The 19,784-nt window shown below is 57.8% G+C and carries 26 protein-coding genes; 23 read left to right on the top strand and 3 right to left on the bottom strand.

Features of this window, described 5'->3' with window-relative positions; all coding sequences use genetic code 11:
• The first annotated feature begins 208 nt into the window (after positions 1-208).
• The 6 genes from UIB01_RS15560 (at position 209) to UIB01_RS15535 (ending at position 4,934) form a co-directional block, all read left to right on the top strand.
• The gene (locus tag UIB01_RS15560) at positions 209-1,066 is read left to right on the top strand and encodes a CoA transferase subunit A (RefSeq protein WP_038662391.1); all 858 of its coding nucleotides are present in this window, start codon (positions 209-211) and stop codon (positions 1,064-1,066) included.
• Entirely contained in the window at positions 1,066-1,863 is a 798-nt protein-coding gene (locus UIB01_RS15555) for a CoA-transferase subunit beta (RefSeq protein ID WP_038662389.1), read from the top strand. Before UIB01_RS15560 ends, UIB01_RS15555 begins: the two co-directional genes overlap by 1 nt.
• Positions 1,860-3,065, top strand: coding sequence for a 3-oxoadipyl-CoA thiolase (pcaF, locus tag UIB01_RS15550; protein ID WP_038662386.1), 1,206 nt, complete (start codon positions 1,860-1,862; stop codon positions 3,063-3,065). The genes UIB01_RS15555 and pcaF overlap by 4 nt, the downstream gene beginning before the upstream one ends.
• Before the next feature lie 215 nt (positions 3,066-3,280).
• A complete protein-coding gene (pcaD, locus tag UIB01_RS15545) occupies positions 3,281-4,069 on the top strand; it encodes a 3-oxoadipate enol-lactonase (RefSeq protein WP_038662383.1) in 789 nt (262 codons plus the stop codon).
• A 302-nt stretch (positions 4,070-4,371) separates the two neighbouring features.
• Positions 4,372-4,608, top strand: a complete 237-nt coding sequence (locus UIB01_RS15540) for a type II toxin-antitoxin system ParD family antitoxin (RefSeq protein ID WP_038662380.1) — start codon at positions 4,372-4,374, stop codon at positions 4,606-4,608.
• Positions 4,605-4,934 (top strand): type II toxin-antitoxin system RelE/ParE family toxin, encoded by a 330-nt coding sequence (locus UIB01_RS15535; RefSeq protein WP_038662376.1) that lies wholly within the window; start codon positions 4,605-4,607, stop codon positions 4,932-4,934. The genes UIB01_RS15540 and UIB01_RS15535 overlap by 4 nt, the downstream gene beginning before the upstream one ends.
• Positions 4,935-5,992: 1,058 nt before the next feature.
• Here UIB01_RS15535 and UIB01_RS15530 read toward each other — a convergent pair.
• From UIB01_RS15530 to UIB01_RS23555, 3 genes are all read right to left on the bottom strand, one after another.
• The gene (locus UIB01_RS15530; RefSeq protein WP_038662373.1) at positions 5,993-6,703 is read right to left on the bottom strand and encodes a hypothetical protein; all 711 of its coding nucleotides are present in this window, start codon (positions 6,701-6,703) and stop codon (positions 5,993-5,995) included.
• Between the two features lie 56 nt (positions 6,704-6,759).
• Positions 6,760-8,364: an antiviral reverse transcriptase Drt4 gene (gene drt4 / locus UIB01_RS15525; protein ID WP_051605104.1), complete on the bottom strand. Its 1,605-nt coding sequence runs from the start codon at positions 8,362-8,364 to the stop codon at positions 6,760-6,762.
• Between the two features lie 93 nt (positions 8,365-8,457).
• Entirely contained in the window at positions 8,458-8,592 is a 135-nt protein-coding gene (locus UIB01_RS23555; protein WP_256380614.1) for a hypothetical protein, read from the bottom strand.
• A gap of 261 nt (positions 8,593-8,853) precedes the next feature.
• On the opposite strand from UIB01_RS23555, the gene UIB01_RS15515 reads away from it, so the two are divergent.
• The 17 genes from UIB01_RS15515 to UIB01_RS15445 all read left to right on the top strand — a co-directional run bounded on the left by UIB01_RS15515 (position 8,854) and on the right by UIB01_RS15445 (position 19,784).
• Positions 8,854-9,069, top strand: coding sequence for a hypothetical protein (locus tag UIB01_RS15515; protein ID WP_014819553.1), 216 nt, complete (start codon positions 8,854-8,856; stop codon positions 9,067-9,069).
• The gene (locus UIB01_RS23295; protein ID WP_196247244.1) at positions 9,066-9,215 is read left to right on the top strand and encodes a hypothetical protein; all 150 of its coding nucleotides are present in this window, start codon (positions 9,066-9,068) and stop codon (positions 9,213-9,215) included. Before UIB01_RS15515 ends, UIB01_RS23295 begins: the two co-directional genes overlap by 4 nt.
• Positions 9,212-9,385 carry an Arc family DNA-binding protein gene (locus UIB01_RS22885; RefSeq protein WP_038662367.1) on the top strand — a complete coding sequence of 58 codons (174 nt, stop codon included), beginning with the start codon at positions 9,212-9,214 and terminating at the stop codon, positions 9,383-9,385. Before UIB01_RS23295 ends, UIB01_RS22885 begins: the two co-directional genes overlap by 4 nt.
• Before the next feature lie 39 nt (positions 9,386-9,424).
• Positions 9,425-9,763 (top strand): lysogeny maintenance protein PflM, encoded by a 339-nt coding sequence (gene pflM / locus UIB01_RS23290; protein WP_080695103.1) that lies wholly within the window; start codon positions 9,425-9,427, stop codon positions 9,761-9,763.
• 682 nt (positions 9,764-10,445) lie between these two features.
• Positions 10,446-10,805 carry a hypothetical protein gene (locus UIB01_RS15500; RefSeq protein WP_038662361.1) on the top strand — a complete coding sequence of 120 codons (360 nt, stop codon included), beginning with the start codon at positions 10,446-10,448 and terminating at the stop codon, positions 10,803-10,805.
• Between the two features lie 15 nt (positions 10,806-10,820).
• Positions 10,821-11,000, top strand: coding sequence for a hypothetical protein (locus UIB01_RS15495; RefSeq protein WP_008567547.1), 180 nt, complete (start codon positions 10,821-10,823; stop codon positions 10,998-11,000).
• The gene (locus UIB01_RS15490; protein ID WP_015277797.1) at positions 10,997-11,212 is read left to right on the top strand and encodes a hypothetical protein; all 216 of its coding nucleotides are present in this window, start codon (positions 10,997-10,999) and stop codon (positions 11,210-11,212) included. The genes UIB01_RS15495 and UIB01_RS15490 overlap by 4 nt, the downstream gene beginning before the upstream one ends.
• Positions 11,213-11,222: 10 nt before the next feature.
• A complete protein-coding gene (locus UIB01_RS15485; RefSeq protein WP_038662356.1) occupies positions 11,223-11,432 on the top strand; it encodes a major capsid protein in 210 nt (69 codons plus the stop codon).
• 155 nt (positions 11,433-11,587) lie between these two features.
• Positions 11,588-12,958 (top strand): virulence factor TspB C-terminal domain-related protein, encoded by a 1,371-nt coding sequence (locus tag UIB01_RS23465; RefSeq protein ID WP_230585257.1) that lies wholly within the window; start codon positions 11,588-11,590, stop codon positions 12,956-12,958.
• Positions 12,958-13,284 carry a DUF2523 domain-containing protein gene (locus tag UIB01_RS15475; RefSeq protein WP_038662353.1) on the top strand — a complete coding sequence of 109 codons (327 nt, stop codon included), beginning with the start codon at positions 12,958-12,960 and terminating at the stop codon, positions 13,282-13,284. Before UIB01_RS23465 ends, UIB01_RS15475 begins: the two co-directional genes overlap by 1 nt.
• Positions 13,285-13,296: 12 nt before the next feature.
• Complete coding sequence (locus UIB01_RS15470; RefSeq protein WP_038662351.1) at positions 13,297-14,481, top strand: zonular occludens toxin domain-containing protein; 1,185 nt, start codon at positions 13,297-13,299, stop codon at positions 14,479-14,481.
• A gap of 147 nt (positions 14,482-14,628) precedes the next feature.
• On the top strand, positions 14,629-15,906 hold the full coding sequence (locus UIB01_RS15465; protein ID WP_038662348.1) for a phage replication initiation factor: 1,278 nt from the start codon (positions 14,629-14,631) through the stop codon (positions 15,904-15,906).
• The gene (locus UIB01_RS15460; RefSeq protein ID WP_230585256.1) at positions 15,906-16,913 is read left to right on the top strand and encodes a phage integrase; all 1,008 of its coding nucleotides are present in this window, start codon (positions 15,906-15,908) and stop codon (positions 16,911-16,913) included. Before UIB01_RS15465 ends, UIB01_RS15460 begins: the two co-directional genes overlap by 1 nt.
• Positions 16,914-16,957: 44 nt before the next feature.
• A complete protein-coding gene (locus UIB01_RS15455) occupies positions 16,958-17,272 on the top strand; it encodes a type II toxin-antitoxin system RelE/ParE family toxin (RefSeq protein ID WP_038662341.1) in 315 nt (104 codons plus the stop codon).
• Between the two features lie 5 nt (positions 17,273-17,277).
• Positions 17,278-17,568 carry a helix-turn-helix domain-containing protein gene (locus tag UIB01_RS15450; protein WP_003302338.1) on the top strand — a complete coding sequence of 97 codons (291 nt, stop codon included), beginning with the start codon at positions 17,278-17,280 and terminating at the stop codon, positions 17,566-17,568.
• A gap of 62 nt (positions 17,569-17,630) precedes the next feature.
• Positions 17,631-18,284, top strand: coding sequence for a DUF6988 family protein (locus UIB01_RS22870; protein ID WP_080695101.1), 654 nt, complete (start codon positions 17,631-17,633; stop codon positions 18,282-18,284).
• Between the two features lie 300 nt (positions 18,285-18,584).
• Entirely contained in the window at positions 18,585-19,784 is a 1,200-nt protein-coding gene (locus UIB01_RS15445) for a tyrosine-type recombinase/integrase (RefSeq protein ID WP_038662336.1), read from the top strand.

The following is a 19,784-nucleotide window of genomic DNA, read 5'->3' as shown; positions in this document are numbered from 1 at the left end:
CCCCGTTCAGGCCAGTCAAAGACAGGTTGCGGCGATTGCGCCATAGCCCGTCTAGCCCGCGAAGCGAGCCGCAACTGGAGTGGGTTCCAACTGAGCATACTGTTCGATTATCGAACGGTATGTCGATTATCGGATTGTGACTCGGTGATCGGACCGTTAACGTTTTCCCAACGCATTCGGCGTACGAAAACAATACGAGATCCGACTCATGGCTGAACTCCTCATGCTCCGCGAAGCCGTCGAGCGTTTTGTCCAGAACGGCGACACCGTCGCGCTGGAAGGCTTTACTCACCTGATCCCCACGGCTGCCGCTCATGAGATCGTCCGCCAGAACAAGCAGGACCTGACGCTGGTGCGCATGACGCCCGACCTGGTTTATGACCTGCTTATCGGCGCCGGCTGTGCGAAGAAATTGATCTTTTCCTGGGGTGGCAATCCTGGTGTCGGTTCGCTGCATCGCCTGCGCGATGCGGTGGAGAAGGGCTGGCCGCGGGCCCTGGAGATCGAGGAACACAGCCACGCGGATCTCGCCAATGCCTATGTCGCCGGAGCTTCCGGTCTGCCATTTGCGGTGCTGCGTGCCTACGCAGGCTCCGATCTGCCGAAGGTCAACCCGCTGATCAAGTCGGTTACCTGTCCCTTCACCGGTGAGGTGCTGGCCGCCGTGCCGAGCGTGCGTCCGGACGTCACCGTCATCCACGCGCAGAGGGCAGATCGCAAGGGCAACGTGCTGATTCGCGGCATCCTCGGCGTGCAGAAGGAAGCGGCATTGGCGGCGAAGCGTTGCATCGTCACCGTAGAGGAAATCGTCGATGACCTCCAAGCACCGATGAATGCCTGCGTGCTGCCGACCTGGGCGCTGACCGCCGTGTGCCTGGTGCCAGGCGGCGCTCATCCGTCCTACGCGCATGGTTACTACGAGCGCGACAACCGTTTCTACCAGGCTTGGGACCCGATCGCCCGTGACCGCGACGCGTTCACCGCCTGGATTGATACCCACATTCGCGGCACCACCGATTTCGCCGCCTACCGCGCGAAGATTGCCCAGCAGCAGGAGGCCAACTGATGAGCGCTCACCTCGGCAATGACTACAGCACCAACGAAATGATGACGGTGGCCGCGGCGCGCAATCTGGGCAACGGCAGCGTGTGTTTCGTCGGCATCGGCCTGCCGTCCAAAGCCGCCAATCTGGCCCGCCTGACCCATGCACCGGAAGTGGTGCTGATCTACGAATCCGGCCCGATCGGCGCCAAGCCGTCGGTGCTGCCACTGTCCATCGGCGATGGCGAACTGGCCGAAACCGCCGACACCGTGGTGCCCACTGGCGAAATCTTTCGCTACTGGCTGCAGGGCGGACGCATCGACGTCGGCTTTCTCGGTGCTGCGCAGGTGGACAAGTACGGCAATATCAACACCACGGTGATCGGCGACTATCACAAGCCCAAGGTGCGTTTGCCGGGTGCCGGTGGTGCGCCGGAAATCGCCGGCAGTGCGAAGAAGGTGCTGATCATCCTCAAGCAGTCCCATCGCACCTTCGTCGAAAAGCTCGCCTTCATCACCTCGGTCGGGCATGGCGAGGGCGGTGAGCACCGCAAGCAGCTCGGTCTGCCAGGGGCAGGCCCGGTGGCGATCATCACCGATCTGTGCATCATGGAGCCGGAAGAAGGCACCAATGAATTCGTGGTCACTTCGCTGCACCCGGGCGTTGCGCGTGAGCAGGTGATCGAGAACACCGGTTGGCAGATCCGCTTTGCCGACAATGTGGCCGTAACCGAGGCGCCACGTGCCGAGGAGCTGGAGGCGCTGCGCGCCCTGGAAGCACGCACGGCTGCTGCTCATGGTCAGTTGGGAGGTGAGGAATGAGTCGCGACGTATTTATCTGTGATGCCGTGCGCACGCCCATCGGCCGCTTCGGCGGTGCGCTGGCTGCAGTGCGCGCCGACGATCTGGCGGCGATTCCGCTGCGTGCATTGCTCGAGCGCAACCCGGGCCTTGACCCGGCAGCGGTCGATGAGGTCTTCATGGGCAGCGCCAACCAGGCCGGCGAGGATAACCGCAACGTCGCGCGCATGGCTTTGCTGCTCGCCGGTCTGCCGGAGACGGTTCCGGGCGTGACGCTCAACCGCCTCTGCGCCTCGGGCATGGACGCGGTCGGCACCGCCTTCCGTGCCATCGCCAGCGGCGAGCTGGAGCTGGCGATTGCCGGGGGCGTCGAGTCGATGTCCCGGGCGCCCTACGTGATGGGCAAGGCTGATACGGCCTTCGGTCGCACCCAGAAAATCGAGGACACCACCATCGGCTGGCGCTTTATCAACCCGAAGATGAAGGAGCTCTACGGCGTCGACGCCATGCCGCAGACGGCCGACAACGTCGCCGATGAATGGCAGGTCGGCCGTGCCGATCAGGATGCCTTTGCCCTGCGCAGCCAACAGCGAGCCGCGGCCGCGCAGCAAGCCGGCTTCTTTGCCGAGGAAATCGTCCCGGTGGTGATCAGGGGCAAGAAAGGCGAAACGGTTGTCGACACTGACGAGCACCCGCGCGCCGACACCACCGCCGAGGCACTGGCCAAGCTCAAGCCGGTCAACGGCCCGGACAAGACCGTCACCGCCGGCAACGCCTCGGGCGTCAACGATGGTGCTGCGGCAATGATTCTCGCCAGCCCCGAAGCCGTGCAGAAGTACGGACTCAAGCCGCGCGCCAAGGTGCTCGGCATGGCCAGCGCAGGTGTCGCACCATGCATCATGGGTTACGGCCCGGTGCCGGCGGTGCGCAAGCTGTGCGAGCGGCTGAACATCGCCGTGAGTGATTTTGACGTGATCGAACTCAACGAAGCCTTTGCCGCGCAAGGGTTGGCCGTGACCCGCGACCTCGGCCTGCCCGACGACAGCCCGAAGGTGAACCCCAACGGCGGTGCCATCGCCCTCGGCCATCCACTGGGCATGAGCGGCGCGCGACTGGTGCTGACGGCAGTCCATCAATTGGAGAAAACCGGTGGCCGTCTCGGTCTGGCGACCATGTGCGTCGGCGTGGGGCAGGGGCTGGCGCTGGTCGTGGAGCGCGTCTGACAGCGAAGCAGTACCGGTTGCTCGCGGGAGCAGTTTCGCGCACGGAGACTCGAGCGCAAGCAGGTTGTAGCGGCGGCCATGTGCGCAGGCGGATTGAGCTCCACCCGCTCGACATGCGAGCGCGCATCAAGCTGCCTGCGTGATTGGCCCACACCTGGTGAGACACGGCTCTTGAGAGAGCGGCCTGCCGAACATAACGCAAAGTGAGAAGAACAATGCCGAGCGTAAAACTGGCTGATGTCAGCCTGAACTATCGATTCGATGGCGCGGAAAATGCGCCCGTACTGGTGCTCTCCAATTCACTGGGCACCAACCTGCAGATGTGGGACGACCAGATTGCGGCGTTTGCCGAGCATTTTCGCGTGCTGCGCTATGACACTCGCGGACACGGCGGCTCCGGCGTGACGCCTGGTCCCTACAGCATCGAACAGCTGGGCCAGGATGTGCTCGGCATGCTCGATGCGTTCGGTATCGAGCGTTTTGCTTTCTGCGGTCTGTCCATGGGCGGGCTGATCGGCCAGTGGCTGGGCATCCACGCTGGCGAGCGTCTACAGCGTCTGGTGTTGTGCAACACCGGAGCAAAGATTGGCACTGATGAAGTTTGGAACACTCGGATAGACAGCGTCCTGGCCGGTCGCGAACAGACCATGCGCGACATGCGTGATGCGTCCATCGCGCGCTGGTTCACCGCCGAGTTCGCCGAGGCCAACCCGGCGGTTGCGGCACGCATCACCGACATGATCGCCAGCACCTCGCCGGACGGCTACGCCGCCAATTGCGCGGCGGTGCGCGACGCCGACTATCGTGAGCAGCTCGCCACGATCAAGGCACCGACATTGATCGTTTGTGGCGCCAAGGACCCGGTGACCACCGTCGAGCACGGCGAGTTCATCCAGGCCAGTATCCCCGGCGCCGAACTGGTCGCCTTCGAGGCTGCGCACCTATCCAACGTCGAAGCTGGCGATGCCTTTACACAGCGAGTGCTGACGTTCTTGCGCGGCTGAGTACGGTGATGGGCTAGCAACCTGACGACGAAGCGCCTTCGTAGCCGAACTCCATACGCTGGCACAAATGAAAAGGCCCCGCGCATGAGCAGGGCCTTCGAAGACTGGAGCGGGCGAAGGGAATCGAACCCTTTTGCTTAGTGTGTCGTTCCGGCTCAATGCGTGTCGTTATGCGGTTTCCAGACCGAACCGCCTGCTCGATTCGTCGCTATTCGGCACAGTGATTTCGACACTTTATCGACACCGCGTTTAGCAACGCGCTAAAGTGCTCTTGCCAATTTTTGCCAAACGGGGCTGCCGGCATGAGCACCATGAACATCTCCCTTCCTGAGACGCTGAAGAGCTTTGTGGACGAGCAAGTCAATCAGCGTGGCTACGGCACCAGTAGTGAGTACGTCCGCGAGCTGATCCGCAAGGACCAGGACCGCCAGCATCTTCGAGGTTTGCTGTTAGCAGGTGCCGCCTCGGCGCCGACTGCTCCCGTTGATGCCGATTACTTCGAATCTCTGCGTGATCGGGTTCGGAATGCGCGCGGATGAAGCAAAAGCCAGTCATCCCAAGAGCGCTAGCGCGCGAGGACGTTGATCGAGCGATTGCCTTCTACGTGGAGCAGGAGGCCGACAAGGCTGCGCTGGGCCTGATTGATGCGTTGGAGCATGCCTATAAACAGCTCAGCCGCCATCCCGAATCAGGCTCCAACCGCTACGCCCATGAGCTGGATATTCCTGGGTTGCGATCATGGCCGCTCAAGCGCTATCCCTACGTGGTGTTCTACGTGGAGCGTCCGAGCCACATTGAGATTTGGCGCATACTGCACGGAATGAGTGATATTCCGTCTTGGCTCCAAGATGATGTGCAGCGCTAGCTTTGTGAGAGTGTCGGTTACTCTTTGCAGTGGAGATGCTTAACATCCGCTGCCATGCCGATTCTTGCGTTTTCTTCTTTGCAGATCTAAGGATAGATATGCGCCCCGTAATGAAAAATAATCCGTGGCCGCGAAGACTTCAGCATGTCCCGATGGCTGGAATGCTAATTCTCATAGCGGTGCTGTCCACCAAGCCGATCACCCTAACAGGCCTCGCAATTGCCCTGTGTACTATTCCTTTTTTTTGTCTCGCTGTTTTCGCTGTAGTAAATCGTTGGGGAAAACGATTCGGTGGTAGCAAATTCATGAACATAGTTGCAATTATATTTCTAATTGCAATGGCGTCGGTTGTGCATTCCACTGCGAGTTATATGAAGCCTTATATTGGAGAGCATTTCTGCCAGGTTAAGCGGGCAACTTTATCGAAGTGCTATCCTTGGTAGATATGCTGCCGCGCACGCATGGAAAGACTCGTTAGGGATAGCTTCATCTGGTTGCTATGGTTTATACAGAAATAAATCTGTCCCTTTTTTTGCTCGTCCTTTTTTGCTCTTCCGGTTAAAGCTAAGTGGCTAGCCAGAACTAGTTTTCCTAGAGCACGCCGCCGAAACCGAAAAGGCGAATACCCACATAAAAAGAAAAAGAAATAACGAGGCGCCGAACCAATCTAGATATGTAGCCATAGTCATGGCTAATCCGTGGTATTTTGTACCTTCGCTCGCTGGTAAAAGGCCTAATGATGCTGGGAGGAAAGGAAGCGAAATGATTAATAAAAGTATGCGTCCTCTCGTTGGGATAGATATTGAGGTGAATCCATAGCGCCTAATCAAGATTATTGCTATTGGTAGTAAGGCAGTGTGAGCGATTGTAATTGAGGTAGCTAACCTGCTATTTTCAGTTAAATGGCTAATATATGTGTAAGAATTGATGCTGCCTATTTCGCTAGGGGTTATGAAACATAAGAGGTGGCCTAGCGCTATGCCGATCACAAGCCATGCAATAGAAATGTGGAATAGGTACTTCGAGTAGATGATTTTTCTAGGTGCTTTAGACATATTTCATGGCAGGTAATTATTTTCAGCGGCGCAAGCCGGTTTGTACCGGCTGCACATCCTCTTGAACGCAACCTTCGCACCTTTACGGCAGTCACGGTAGACCAGCGAGCCGCGTTTGTAGTTTTGGCACACGCTGTTGTAGTCGATCTGGCCGTTTACCACTGTCCACTCAAACTGGCCGCTGATGCGCTGTTTGTTGTGGCCGTTTTCCCAGCTCCAGTTGCTGAGGTGAGTCTGGCGGGAAACGGAGCGCTTTTGCGTGCTGCTGGTGGAGCTGGCTGCATAGTAGCGGGCCGGTGGTGGCTGCATCGTGTTGGCGACGGGGCGGGGCGTGTAGTTGCTATCGTTAAACGATGTTTGACGGGGCTGAACCGCTTCTGCTGTGCGCTCTTCGAACCATTCGATTTCTTCCTGGCTCAGCTGTCGCTGCTGGGGCGCTGGTGTTGGTTCTGCTGCCGGGGCTTCGTAGATTGCAACGGAAGGCTGGCTATCCGGCTGTATGGGCTGCTCTGGCTCTTGGTTAAACCAAGGCTTGCCGCCGACATGGATGCCTTGCTTGATCTGGTTTACGTCCAGTACAACCGGCTTGCCGAACGTAAACGCCAGTGCTGACAGTACCGCGGAACCGATACCCAGGATCGCCAGGAATCGCCAAGGGCTCGGTTGCTTTCTGTTGCGTAGGTAATCGGGTGCATCATCCCAATCTGATCTCATCAGGCCTCCTTGCTCAGTTATCGGGTTGTTAAATAAATCTTCCCCCTTTTTTCCAATTAGAAGGGGAGTTGCTCCTCTGAGAATAGCGCCTGAATTTTCATGGCTTCGAATTGTTGTTCTGAATGTCCTGTTTGTTGGTCGAGAGCAGAAAAACTAACTTCGTGCTTGAGCATAACTTCATAGGCTGGTGTTAAGTGCTTTTCTGCTAATCTCCCCCATTTTAGAAGTTGATAGGTTAGTAGCCAGTATCTATGCTGGTCATAGCCTTCTTCAAGACTATCTATTAATGGGATCGATGCTCCATGGTAGCTTTCAAAGTGCTCTAGCAGCAAAAGTGCAGTGCAGTCTTGCGATTTCACAATCGCTTCGGCACTTTTGTTTTCTAATTTGAGTTTGTGTTTGTGGATGTAGTAAAGGGGCCAGCACATACCATCGGAGCGGCCGAGATGATAATTTTCTAACAAAATATCATTGAGGTGTCTGGTATATTTCTCGGCGTTGACTTCACTGTCAGATAAAATTGAGTCGAGCAATGGAAGTAAATGCGGATAGGTGAATGACAGATTCAGTAGGTAGTGTGTAAAAGGCTCTTTAGCATCGCTATCTAATCGGTGCATGACTGACTTTGCAGCGAACTTAAGCACGCTGCCGTCGGGGTCTTTTTTATTTAGATGGAGAGCTAGCTCTAGGTGCCTAATGACATCGCGAGCGCTATGTTTGATGCTTATGGTTTCGTTGCTTTCTGTAGTTAAGTAACCGATAGGGCTTCTGGATTGGAGCTCTATAACCCAGGAACAAGCGTTACTCGATGGCAACTCAAGAATCTCTGTCTTACGAGGGTTTAAGGTGAGCTTGAATCTTTTTAACTGATTCTCAAGGTCATAGATAAAGCTAATGGCTTCACTGTGGTCTTTCGCATAGCACGTATAATCATCGATATAGCGATAATATGCGTATTTTTGACGAAGTTCCTGATCTATCTTGGAGAGTATTATTTCGGCAATAAAGTTTGAGATTGCCGGGCCGATCCCGATGCCTTGAGTTTCTCCTCTTTTTATAGTTCTTAAATTAGTGTCCAGTTTGTTGAACCAAAGATCCTTGCTTCGGTTCGCTTTAGCATGCTCAAAACCAACCAAGGCCCAGGGTAATGCATGTGTGTATATGCTAGGAAAGCAGTTGCTTATGTCTGCTTTAACCATAAACTTTTTGCCGAAGCTTTGTTCGACTAGTCTGTTGGTTTTTTCTAGAGGGTCTTCATAATCCATTGTTATTATTTTATCGCCATAATCTTGGCTGGGTTTTATTATGCTGTTTTCGTTTTTATATATTTGAGTGGCGCTTTCTATTTTGTCTAAGTTTTCGAATAGCGTGTGGCAGAGTATGGCGTATGCGTGGGGGTGAGGTATTGATAGTATTCTTGAAGTGGAGTTGTGGCGCGTTAGTCTAAACTCCACTTGGTCAAAACCATACTTTAGCTCGTTTTTTGTTAGGTTTAGATTAGACAGTTCCTTTGTAACGAGCGGGGTGAAGCTTTTGCTATGTAATAGAGGGGTGTACTCATTTTCTTTTTTTTGAGTGGGAAAGTAATTCCACCTTGTTAATGCCTCTAGAACAAAATCTTTAGATATACTGTTTTTGTCAATAGGGTTTATATCGTCCATGGCCGGCTCCATTGTCCTTGTCTACTGACCGCGCTGTTCAAAATCTGCGCTTTCCATACACATACCATCTATCAGCTACTTCTTTAGTAAGTGCTATACCGCGCTTTGATTGGGCAAGTTTGAATGGGCCTCTTCATAGCCTGGAGAGTATTGCCCCTGGGCCGGATCGACTTCGCCTTTCCAAAGCCAAAGCTCGTACTGCGGAAAAGCTTTCAGCAGCTCTTCCATGTCTTCGATCCTGGCTTTCACCTTTCTATTGGTCGCTACGGTCTGCCATCGCTGGCGTTCCTTGATAGCGGTGCTTTCGGCCAGCTTTGTCGCGCCGAGATGACGAACAAGCGTTCTAAGCCGCTCTTCTATCATTCCAAAAAGCTCTTAACAATGATGAATAATTTATTGATAAATAGTTCATCACTGGTACATTTGCCCCGTGATAAATAATTCATCAGCGCAGGTGCGCTTACTGCCACGAATAGTGACGGAACGAGCATGGAACTGGAAGAGCTAGAACCTTCAAAGCTGATCGCCCCACAGCAGGACGTGGAAACCGTCGAAGCCTGGGCGGAACGTAATGGCCTGACATGCTCCATGGCCCGCGCCTGGGTCTACCGGGGCGTACTCCCCACCGTAAAGCTCGGCAAGCGCCGCATGATTAACAGTGCGCTGCTGCGTAGCTGGCTGTTGGAACAGGAGTGGACTGCATGAATCCTCCTCTCTATACGCAAGCCGCCTTCGCCGCTCTGGCCGGTATATCCGTAGATATGGTCGCTGGCTGGGTCAGAACTGGCGCCGTCGAGAGCGTGAAGCTGGCCAACACCCGTCTGGTGCGGTTTCCGGGGGTGAACCAATGAGCCGCACAGACCCGCAATTCAAGCTGCGCATGCCTGCTGCACTCCGCGCCCAGGTCGAGCAGTCCGCTTGGGCTGCTCGCCGCTCCCTGAACGCCGAAATCGTCATCCGCCTGGAAGCGTCCTTCGCCCAGGTTGCGCCCAGCACCAATGAACAGGAGCGCTCCGCATGATCCGCGCCGTCTACGGAAAGCCAGGGGAGGGGATGACCTATGCAGAAGCCGGCCAGCTATCAACGCCTTCCGCACGCCCAGGACTGCGACTGCTCTGTCTGCTGGTCCAGACGCGAAATGGCGAACCCCGGTCCCTCCCGGTCCACACCCTGCGCCCAATGCCGCCCCGCCTATGCGCGGCCGATTCGCACGCTGCAAATGGGCTGCGTCGGTGGAACCTGGCAGCCTCTGCTTTCGGACTGGACAGTGGAACCGGCCTTTATCTGCGAGAAGCACACGCCACCCGACCGCCCCGCGAAGTGGTGGAGCGTTGTGCTCGACACTGGCAGGCCAACGCCTTTCGTCCCGATCCACGAACCGTTCGAGCTGGTGGGGTAGGGCGTAAGCGGATGCAGGTTCGTATCGCGTCGCCTAATTGGCATGAGATCGGGCGGGAGCTGACCGTTGGCGGAGAGCTGTACGGGCACGTTACCTATCGCCGCGACGTTCCGTTGTTCATTCCATTGGATGGCGGCGAGCCAACGAAACACCGGTCCCTCGTCGAGCTGCGTCGCTATGTCGCTGAGCGTTATAAGGCTGAGCGCGCAGCCGAACAGGTCCAGGGCCGCGCTCCCGGCTCGTCGGATCACGCCTCACCGATCCGGCGAACGGAAGCACGGGCGGAGCGCACCCTTGACCCTGCACGAACCGAAACAGCCTCCGCTCGTGAGTGCGGGAGCGCTTTTCCCTCCCGCGCTCCCGAGCCCTCGGCGGCAAGAGCGGGATTACAAGGGCAGAGCCCTTGGTGTTAAACAGCGTTGCGGATGATTAATTAAATTAATGTTTGCTCAAGTGGAAAGTGTCAATTCAGCACTATTCGTCTCATTAAGAAATGAAGTATTGAATGTTTTAATACTTGGTAAATAGTTGTTCCAAGAACGTTTAAATGCAGCTATAGATAACCCGCAAGCCAAGTAACAAGCCGGTCGCAGTGAAATTGCTTTTTCACTCGTTCGGAATCGCTCGGCCTGCAGAAAGCAAAGCAGCGCAATAAAGCGCAACTAGAGAGAGGAAACCCAAGATGGCACGTTCGACTATGGAAGTTGCATTTCTCGGCACTCAACGCTTCGACGGCGAAGCCGGCCAGAAGTACATCAAGGTCTTCTACGGCGATGAGCCGGACGGCAAGACCGAACACGGCCTGTCGATCATCGGCATGGCAGCAGCGGACGAAGTAGCCGACGAGATCTTCGCAGCCGGCGCCAAGTTCGAGCCGCTGCAACTGGTGCGTATCCATTTCGAGATTGCCCGTGGTGGGCAGAACAAGGGCAAGAATCTGGCGCTCCAGCTCGAAGCCGTTCAGACCCGCGTCGCTGCTGAAACCCCGCGCACCCCAGCTCAACCCCAGGCCAAAGCCGGCGACCCGGCCAAGGCCAACTAATCGGGAGGGGCGGCCATGCTGATCGATGACCGGGTGTACTGCGACTGCTGCGGAAACGACATGGGCAAGCTCATGGCGCTGCCCGCGCCGCAAAGCGACCTGCTGCCAGACCTCAGCCTGCCGCCCCACTTCGCCGTCTGCCCTGACTGCGAACCCTCCGAACAAACCGCCGACCTTGAGCAGGCCGGCGAATGAATTTCCTCGCCTGTGACGGTGACTGGCTGCAAGGCGCCGATGGCTCGCCCATCTGCTCCGGCTCGCTGGTCGCTCTCACGGTCGAGGAAATGCAAAGCCTCTACGGCTCTGCACTGACCTGGGACCAAGTCTCCGAGCTGCAAGGCGAAGCGATTGTTCTGTTCGCCACCGTGTTCGGTTTCCTGGTCCTGAAAAAAGCCCTGAAACAGTGAGGTATCACCCATGCAACTGAACAAGCACTTCATCAAGAAAATCGGCCTCGGCGCTGCCGTTGCCCTCTCGGCTGCTGCCGGCTCCGTCTACGCGGCAGTCCCGGCCGAAGCCACCGCGGCGCTGGATACCGCGGGCACCGACGTCGGCACCATCGGCTGGGCGGTGTTCGCCGTGATCATCGCCGCGATGGCGTTCAAGTACATGCGCCGCGCCCTGTAACCGGGAACCGCGCACTGCATGTGCCGAAGCAAACAAACCCCGCTCCGGCGGGGTTTTCTCTTCCAGGGAAACGCCATGAGCTACGAACTGTACGTCCTGATCCTCACCACCCTGGCGTTTTATCTCGTGTTTTTTGGGCGGGTGTAGGAGGCGTAATGTCCATTATTCGTCGCGGCTTATCGTCAGTTGCGCTGGTTGCCGCCTCGCTCTTTCTCGTCAATCCGGCATTTGCGGTTGATTACTACTGGACCACCACAACTGGCGGAACCCAGTACCCTGATCCGGAAACCGCCTGCCGAAACTACGTTCCTGCCGAAAGCGACAACTACTCCTATCGGCATGCCTATGCCCAGTTTGCGACCCCGACCCAGTACTGGTGCTATTTCATTCGCACCACTAAAAGTACCGGACAGGATGGCTCGCCCACTTACATCCTTTCGGGCACACCTCGGCGTGCCACTCGCTCAGGCGATAGCTGCCCTAACGGCGCCAATTACAACGCTTCAACCGGACTGTGCGAGGCCCCCAATCGCTGCGAAGCCACCATCGGCCAGGTCGTCACCCACGAACACAAGATGAAAGAAGCGGTAGGCCAGCCGGTGATCGAACCGCCGGGTTCGGTCTGCGCCAACAGCTGCCAGTACGCCTTTGGCTTCACTGCGGCCACCAACGTTTACGTCTACAGCAGCGGCAACCCGCCGGGCGTGTTTGGCGTTTACAGCTACACCGGCAACGGCGTCGAGTGCAACGAAGACACCCGCAAGGAACCGGGCAATCCCGGTCAGCAGACCGACCCCGACGAAACCCCAACACCTGATCCCGATAACAACTGCCCAGACGGATATGCCTGGAACGGCACCTATTGCAGCAAGGAACCGCCGCCGCCATGTGATCCCGAGGTCGAGGTGGGCGGCTGTGACAACACCGAGGAACCCGGCGAAGGGGATGGGGACGACGATGGGGATGGCGAGGGAGATGGTGAAGGCGAGGGAGATGGTGAGGGAGACGGCGAAGGCGAAGGCGAAGGCGAAGGGGACGGTGAGGGCGAAGGTGAAGGTGAAGGTGAAGGTGAAGGCGATGGCAAATGCGACCCTGCCAAAGACCCCTACAAGTGCGAGAAGCCCGGCGTAGAAGGCGAAGCCTGTGATGCCGAGGTGAAGTGCGTCGGCGATGCCGTCCAGTGCGCGATCCTCCGCCAGCAAAAGGAACTGCGCTGCCACGCCGAAGAACAGGCCGACTTCGAGAAGCACAAACCGGCCATCGAATCCGCCGTCCAGGGCGACAAGTTCAAGCTCGAGGAAGGCGCCGAGATTCAGCTGCCGTCCTTCGTCAACCAGGGCACTCGCTTTCTGCCTGCCACTTGCCCCAGCGCCGAAAGCTTCAGCTTGCGCACCGGTGGCGGGCGCTCTTTCCAGATCAGTTACGAGCCCCTCTGTCGCGCCGCCAGTGACCTGAGCGGCCTGTTCGTGGCTGTGGCTACCGTTCTCGCTGCCCTGTATGTGGGTCGCGGCGTAGGAGGTCAGTAATGCAGTTTCTCTTCTTCGTGCAGATGCTCGTCATCATCCTCGGCCCACTGGTGAAGATGGTGCTGAAGATCCTCGGCTTCGGCTTCGTCACCTACCTGGGCTTCAACCTCATCATTGGCCAGGCGCAGGATTACCTGTTCGGGCTGATGGGTGATGTCGGGCCGGTGATCCAGGGCGTTCTCGGGCTGGCCAAGTTCGATGTGGTGGTGAACCTGTATTTCGCCGCCATTTCGACGCGCTTCATGCTCGCCGGGATCGACAAGGCAACTGACCGTCGCCGCAATCAGGTCTGGCGCAAGCCGGGCGGCACCTCCATCGACGCATAAGGAGGCGCCGTCATGCTCGTTATCCGTACCGGCAAGCCCGGCCATGGCAAGACCCTGAACACCATCCGCGAGGTCGACCAGAAGGCCCACGCCGAAGGCCGTGTCGTCTACTTCCACAACATCAACGGCCTCAAACCCGATCAGCTGCAAGCGCAGTGGTTCGAGTTCGAAGACCCCGAGAAGTGGTTCGAGCTGCCGAACGATTCGATCATCGTCGTCGACGAAGCGCAGGGCTGGTTCGGTTCACGCGATCCACGGGCGCGGCCACCGGAGCACATCACCCGCTTCGAGACCATGCGCCACCAGGGCCATGAGGTTCACCTCGTCACCCAGGACCCGCGCTATCTCGATGTTCACCTTCGTCGGCTGTGCAACACGCACATTCACTACTGGCGCGTCTTCAAATCCGCCCAACTGCTGCGCTTCGAGTCGGAAGTCGTCGTAGAGAAGGTCGAGCTGAAGACCAGCTTCAAGGACGCCGACAAAAAGTCGCTGCGCCTGGATAAGCGCTACTTCGGTGCCTACACCAGCAGCAACGCCAAGCACCACTTCCAGGCCAAGGTGCCGACCAAGTTCATCTTGGCCATCTGCGTGCTGGTGGGTGCCGGCATCCTCGTTTATCGCGCCTACGAGCGCTACGCAGCCGAGAAAGCGCAAGCCGCGACCGCAACCAGCGCGCCGGCCGGCAGCATGGTCGATCAGGTGCGGGATACGGTCGGCGCCTTCATCCGGCCAAGCGCCGACACCGAACAGGCCGCACCGCTCACCGTCGAGCAATATCTGGGCAAGCGCGTGCCCAGGGTGCAGGACCTGCCGGCATCAGCGCCGGTGTATGACGCACTGACCGGACCGCAGACCTTCCCGAAGCCCGTGTGCATCGCCACCACCGACCGCGACCTGATCGCCCGCAACTACAAACGCATGCAGGTCGGCGACAGCGATGAAGGGCTGACGGGGTGTCGATGCAACACCCAACAAGGCACGCGCCTGGATGTGTCGTTCGGCTTCTGCAGGTCGGTCGTGCAGAACGGCTACTTCGACGACACCAAGCCCGACCCAGAACCGCCGCAGGGGCCGATGCACGCCAGCAGTCCGCCTCCGGCATTTGAACAGGCGGTCGCCAGCGGCCTGCAGTCAGCCCCTAAAGGCTCGTCCGTGGTCGTGGTGCCCTATGAGAAGGGGAAATTCCTGTGGTGATGACCGTCAGCGCGCGTGCGCTCCGCGCTCTTTGCACGCGCGGCGAGGCACGAGCCGGCGTGCAAACGCGCGCGCTGACGTCCCTGTAACACGTCAGATAAACCCAACTGAACAGTGTCAATTCGTTGCAATTTGGAGCACAAGAGAATGAGCGTTAAAGACCAAATTCGTGTTGATCAGAACTTCCAAGAAACCCTAACCGGGCGACTGTTCTTCGATAGCCATTCGGCCAAGCTGACTGACCTGTCAGGCGTTCGCTTGCTGCGTTGCGGCGTCGATACGGTCCGCCAGCTGTACCGCGGCCTGATCCGTCCAGAGATCATGGCGCTGTTCGAGAAACCGGGCGTCATGGTCGAGTTCGCCGGGGAGTTCTGGCACGCCGGACGAGTAGGGCGGGACTCGGGCTACCAGTACAAGCTCCAGAATGCTGACCTCGGGTTCATCCTGCTCATCAAGAACTTCAACGCTAAGCTCGAGAACATCGGCCCGCACTTGAAAATCGAAGTGTCGCCGCACGCCATCGACGCGCTGTCGCCTGAGCGCTTGCAAGAGCGGATGGACTACTACGCTGCAGCCGTGATGACACACCGCGAACGCAACCAGTGCGCTGTCCATCTGGCGTTGGATCTTCAGGGCTGGAAGCCTCCGGTGGATCTGGTGGCACGCCTGCACTGTCGCGCGCGGACGCACCGGGATATCTCGGGTATCAACGAGATCAACTGGGCGACCAAGTCCAGCGTCTACGGTCGTGGTGAAACGTCCATGTTCGGCTCTGCTGGTGGCGTTCAGCTCTGCATCTACAACAAAACCGAACAGGCCCGCGCGACCGATAAGCTCGACTTCTGGGAAAGTGTCTGGCATCGCCGTGATTCGTTCGATTCGACCGATCCCGATAACTACGACCCGACCCAAGATGTATGGCGGGTCGAGCTGCGCTATCACCATTCGGTCATCCAGCAGTTCGCTAGCGGGTCGATCAGTGCCAAGACCGGTGAGGCCATTGAAACGAATTCGTTTGCAGCGTTCTCCGCCCACTTGGACGGCCTGTGGCGCTACGGGCTTTGCCAGTTCAAGTTGTTGCACCGCCCAGGGCAATACGAACCGATCTGGACGCTGATGCGTGATGACGTGCGGGTCGATGTGGCGGTCGATTCTCTGGTCGATGAAACGGAGTACAAACGCTATTACAAGACTTCACGGGGCTTCTCTGGCAAGAACGTGGAACTGTTCCTGGGAAACTTCGTAAGCCTGCTGGCACGGGAGCGAGTGGGCGCTAAAACCGCATTTGATCGACTGAAGGATTGGGAATGCTGGCCGGTCATTCGTGACCACTACGCCGCCAAGGACATGAGCGAGCGTGATCTGTACAAGCACATCAAAACGTTGCTTCAAGAACGCCACGTTCGATGGGGCAGAGCGGTCTGATGGCGATCCAGCAGCTCTCTGACGGTCGCTGGCGGGTCGACGTCGAGCCGGTCAAAGGCAAGCGGTTCCGCAAGACGCTGAAGACCAAGGCCGAGGCAATGCGCTTCGAGGCGACCTGTCGAGCCAAGTGCAGCGAATCTAACGATTGGGCACCGCGGCCAAAGGACAAGCGCAGGCTGTCAGAGCTGGTCGAGCTATGGTTCGACCTTCACGGCGTCTCGCTCTCCGATGGCGTTCGTCGTGTGGCGATCCTGCGGGCGTGTGCAAAGGCGATGGGCGATCCGATAGCACGTATGGTCGATGGCGCGAAGATCGCCGCCACGCGCGCGCGTTGGATGTCAGCTGGTGTCACCGGCAAGACGGCGAACAATCGCCTTGGCTACCTGAAAGCGGTTTACAACGAGCTGCACAAACTCGACGTGATCGACTATCCCTGTCCGTTCACACGTATTCGTCCGGTTCGGTTGCAGGAACGGCCCTTGGCCTACCTGACCAAGCCGCAGATCTCCGAGCTGCTCGATGCACTTCTGGCGCGGACCACGTCTCCGCATCCGGCGATGGTGGCGCGGGTCTGCTTGGCGACCGGGGCGAGGTGGGGTGAGGCTCAAGCGCTTCGACCGGAGCGGATTCGAGGCAACGCCCTGGTGTTTGCCAATACCAAGTCGAAGCGGGTGCGGATGGTCCCAGTAACGCCCGAGCTGGTGGCGGCGATCAAGAAGCACTGGCAAACCTACGGGCCGTTCACCAACTGCATTGGCGTGTTTCGGCTGGTCCTGCTCTCGACCTCGATCAAGCCACCACGCGGACAAGCAAGCCACATCCTGCGCCACACCTTCGCGGCTCACTTCATCATGGGCGGTGGCCATATCGTGACGCTGAAGGAGATCCTGGGGCATGCCTCGCTGAACATGACGATGCGCTACGCACACCTCGCGCCTGAGCATTTGCATGATGCGATCAGGTTAGGACCGTTGGCCGGCATCACGTTACCGCTCGCCTGCCAGTAATCGAATCAATTGAAGGAGGTGCGCCACTGGCGTACTATTCGTTTATGATCTTTATCGAGACACCGATCTTCTCCAAGCGTCTGCGGGAGCTGCTTAGCGATGACAGCTATGCGGAGTTTCAGCGGCAACTGGCCGACCGGCCGGACATGGGCGATGTGATTGAAGGTACTGGCGGCATTCGCAAGGTTCGCGTTGCGTCTGGTGGTCACGGCAAGCGGGGCGGGTCCAGGGTCATCTACTACCACTTCACGGCGGCTTCGCAGATCGCATTACTGCTGATCTATCCGAAGAACGAGAAGGACGACCTGACGGCAGACGAGCGCAAGGTGCTCAAGCAAATCATCGAACGGTGGAGGTAATCACCATGAGCAAATTCTTCGAAGACCTTCTGGAAAGCGTCCAGCAGATGGACGAGATTCACCGTGGCGAACGTCAGCCCTCGCGGGAATTCGTCGTCGACTCGCTGCAGGTGAAAGAGATCCGCAAGGCGACCGGGCTGACCCAGGCCAAATTCGCAGCGATGATCGACGTTCAACTGGGTACGCTGCGTAACTGGGAACAAGGCCGACGCGAACCGACCGGACCAGCAAAGGCCCTGCTGCGCGCCATCCATAACGATCCGAAGCACGTCATCCAGGCGCTATCGTCCGTCTGATCACCGCCTAGTCGACTAGACGCTAGCTACGGAAATTCCACACTTTGGGCAAGGACGCTGACATGAATTTAGACGTGCTTCTTTCCAGATCTGCTGCTCTAGAGCAGTCGCTATATAAGTGCTTTTCAGTACCTGTATATGACTCGTCCCCTAGACTGGTTGCTAGCAAGACATTGTCTGCCCTTGCTTTCGAGCATTCACAGGCGATAAAGCACTTAATAGCCGCCGGCCTTTACACGCCTGCGGCAGCGTTGTTAAGGGTCCAATATGAGTCGCTGGTTCGCTCTCTTTGGGTGCTTTATGTAGCGTCCGACTCACAGGCGGAGCTGATCATTTCAGACCTTACATACGATAGCGCGAAGAAGGGGTCCACTATTCCGATGCTCAGTCAGATGCTCGTTGCCATCGAAGAAAAGGCACCGCACGCACCGATTGAGATGCTAAAGGAATTCAAGCATTACTCTTGGAAGCCTTTAAGCTCATACGTCCATGGTGGAATTCATGCGGTGAATCGCTTCAGCCGAGGATTTCCGGCGCCGCTTGTTCACGCCATGGTCATCCATTCAAACGGGCTATTAACGATTGCGGCCAACCTTGGACTAATTGTTTCTGGCGCCCCGCCTACTGATCAGATCCCAAAAATTCAAAGAGAATTTGGAGACTGTTTGCCACCTCCTGCCGTTCCGTGCCCAGCCGCGACTGAGCCATCGCATTAGGCTGACCGGAATTCGTGGAAGGGTCTTTTCGACACTTCTTCGACACCATCAAAAGCCAGAAACGAAAAAGCCCTGTAAAAACAGGGCCTTAACGTTAGGTGTCTGGAGCGGGCGAAGGGAATCGAACCCTCGTCATGAGCTTGGGAATCTATAACGGGCCAAATATCAGGGTATAACGCGAGGTATCGTAAAGGCGCTACAATCCCCGTCCTGTATGGGCTGGGGCTTCCGGCTCAGTCTCATTCTGTCCCGCCGAATTTCGTGTTAGTTCGGGACAACTGTCACCGGAAACTGTCACGCATGCTAACCGAAAAGCAGATCCGTTCGCTCAAGCCAGAAGACCGCGACTATGTGATGTCCGACGGGCGCGGTGCGCGCGGGGAAGGGGTGCTGCTGCTGAAGGTTCGCTCCAACGGCACGAAGGAGTTCTACTACCAGTGGTTCGTGGCCGGCAAGAAGAAGCAACGCAAGCTCGGTGTGTGGCCAACGATGTCGCTCACCGTTGCGCGGGACAAGTGCAAGGGTGCGTCGCCGCAGAGTGAAGCGGAGGGCACGCTGCAGAACCTGCTCGATTCGTATGTGGCCAAGCTGAAAGCCGAAGGCGCGGCCTCGGCCGGCAACGTGGAGTGGTCGCTAAAGCACTATGTCTCTGAGCCGTTCCCGCACCTGGTGAAGAAACTGGCCAGTGCCATCGAGCCCGGGGATATTCGGGACATTATCTCCGCGATGATCAAGGCGAAGGTGACCACCTACTGCAACCGGGTGCGGTCGCAGCTGCATGCTGCGTTCCAGCACGGACTCAACCAGGAATACAACCCGCGGGACTACCTCAAGTCGAAGGTGCGCTTCGGGTTGACCTATAACCCGGTGGCGAGCATCCCGGTGCAGGGCGATTGGGAGCGCCCCGGCCAGCGCGTGCTGAGCAAGGAAGAGCTGGCGGCGCTGTGGAACCTGCTGCCCGAGGAGCTGAGCCTGGTCACGGCGGAGCTGATCAAGTTCCTGATCGCCAGCGGCGGGCAGCGGCCGGAGCAGGTGGTGGCGTCAGACCGCACCATGTACCGCGACGACTACTACATGATCCGCAGCAAGAAGGGCGTAGAAGGCGAGCGCGAGATTCATGTGGTGCCGTTCAACGGCCTGAGCCGCGCATGCCTGGAGCGGCTGAAACCGATCTCCGGCGAAGAGGCCTTTCCGTTCATGGGCCGGTACAAGAACAACTCGATCAACGTCCAGTCCGTGTCGAGGGCGGTGACGAAGCTTTGCGCGCGGCACCCGGACACGTTCAAGACGCCATTCACGCTGCGCGACCTGCGGCGAACCTGCAAAACGCTGATGGGTGTGGCGGGGATCAGCAAGGAACTGCGCGATCGCATCCAGGGGCATGCGTTCAGCGATGTTTCGTCGAAGCACTATGACCGCTACGACTACCTGAAAGAAAAAAGCCAGGGCCTCGAGGATTGGGCTACCTGGCTTGTAGATGTGGCTGGCGTGAAGCCATAG

This window comes from Stutzerimonas decontaminans, from assembly GCF_000661915.1.
Classification (GTDB): domain Bacteria; phylum Pseudomonadota; class Gammaproteobacteria; order Pseudomonadales; family Pseudomonadaceae; genus Stutzerimonas; species Stutzerimonas decontaminans.
This window is presented reverse-complemented; position numbering and strand designations above follow the sequence as displayed.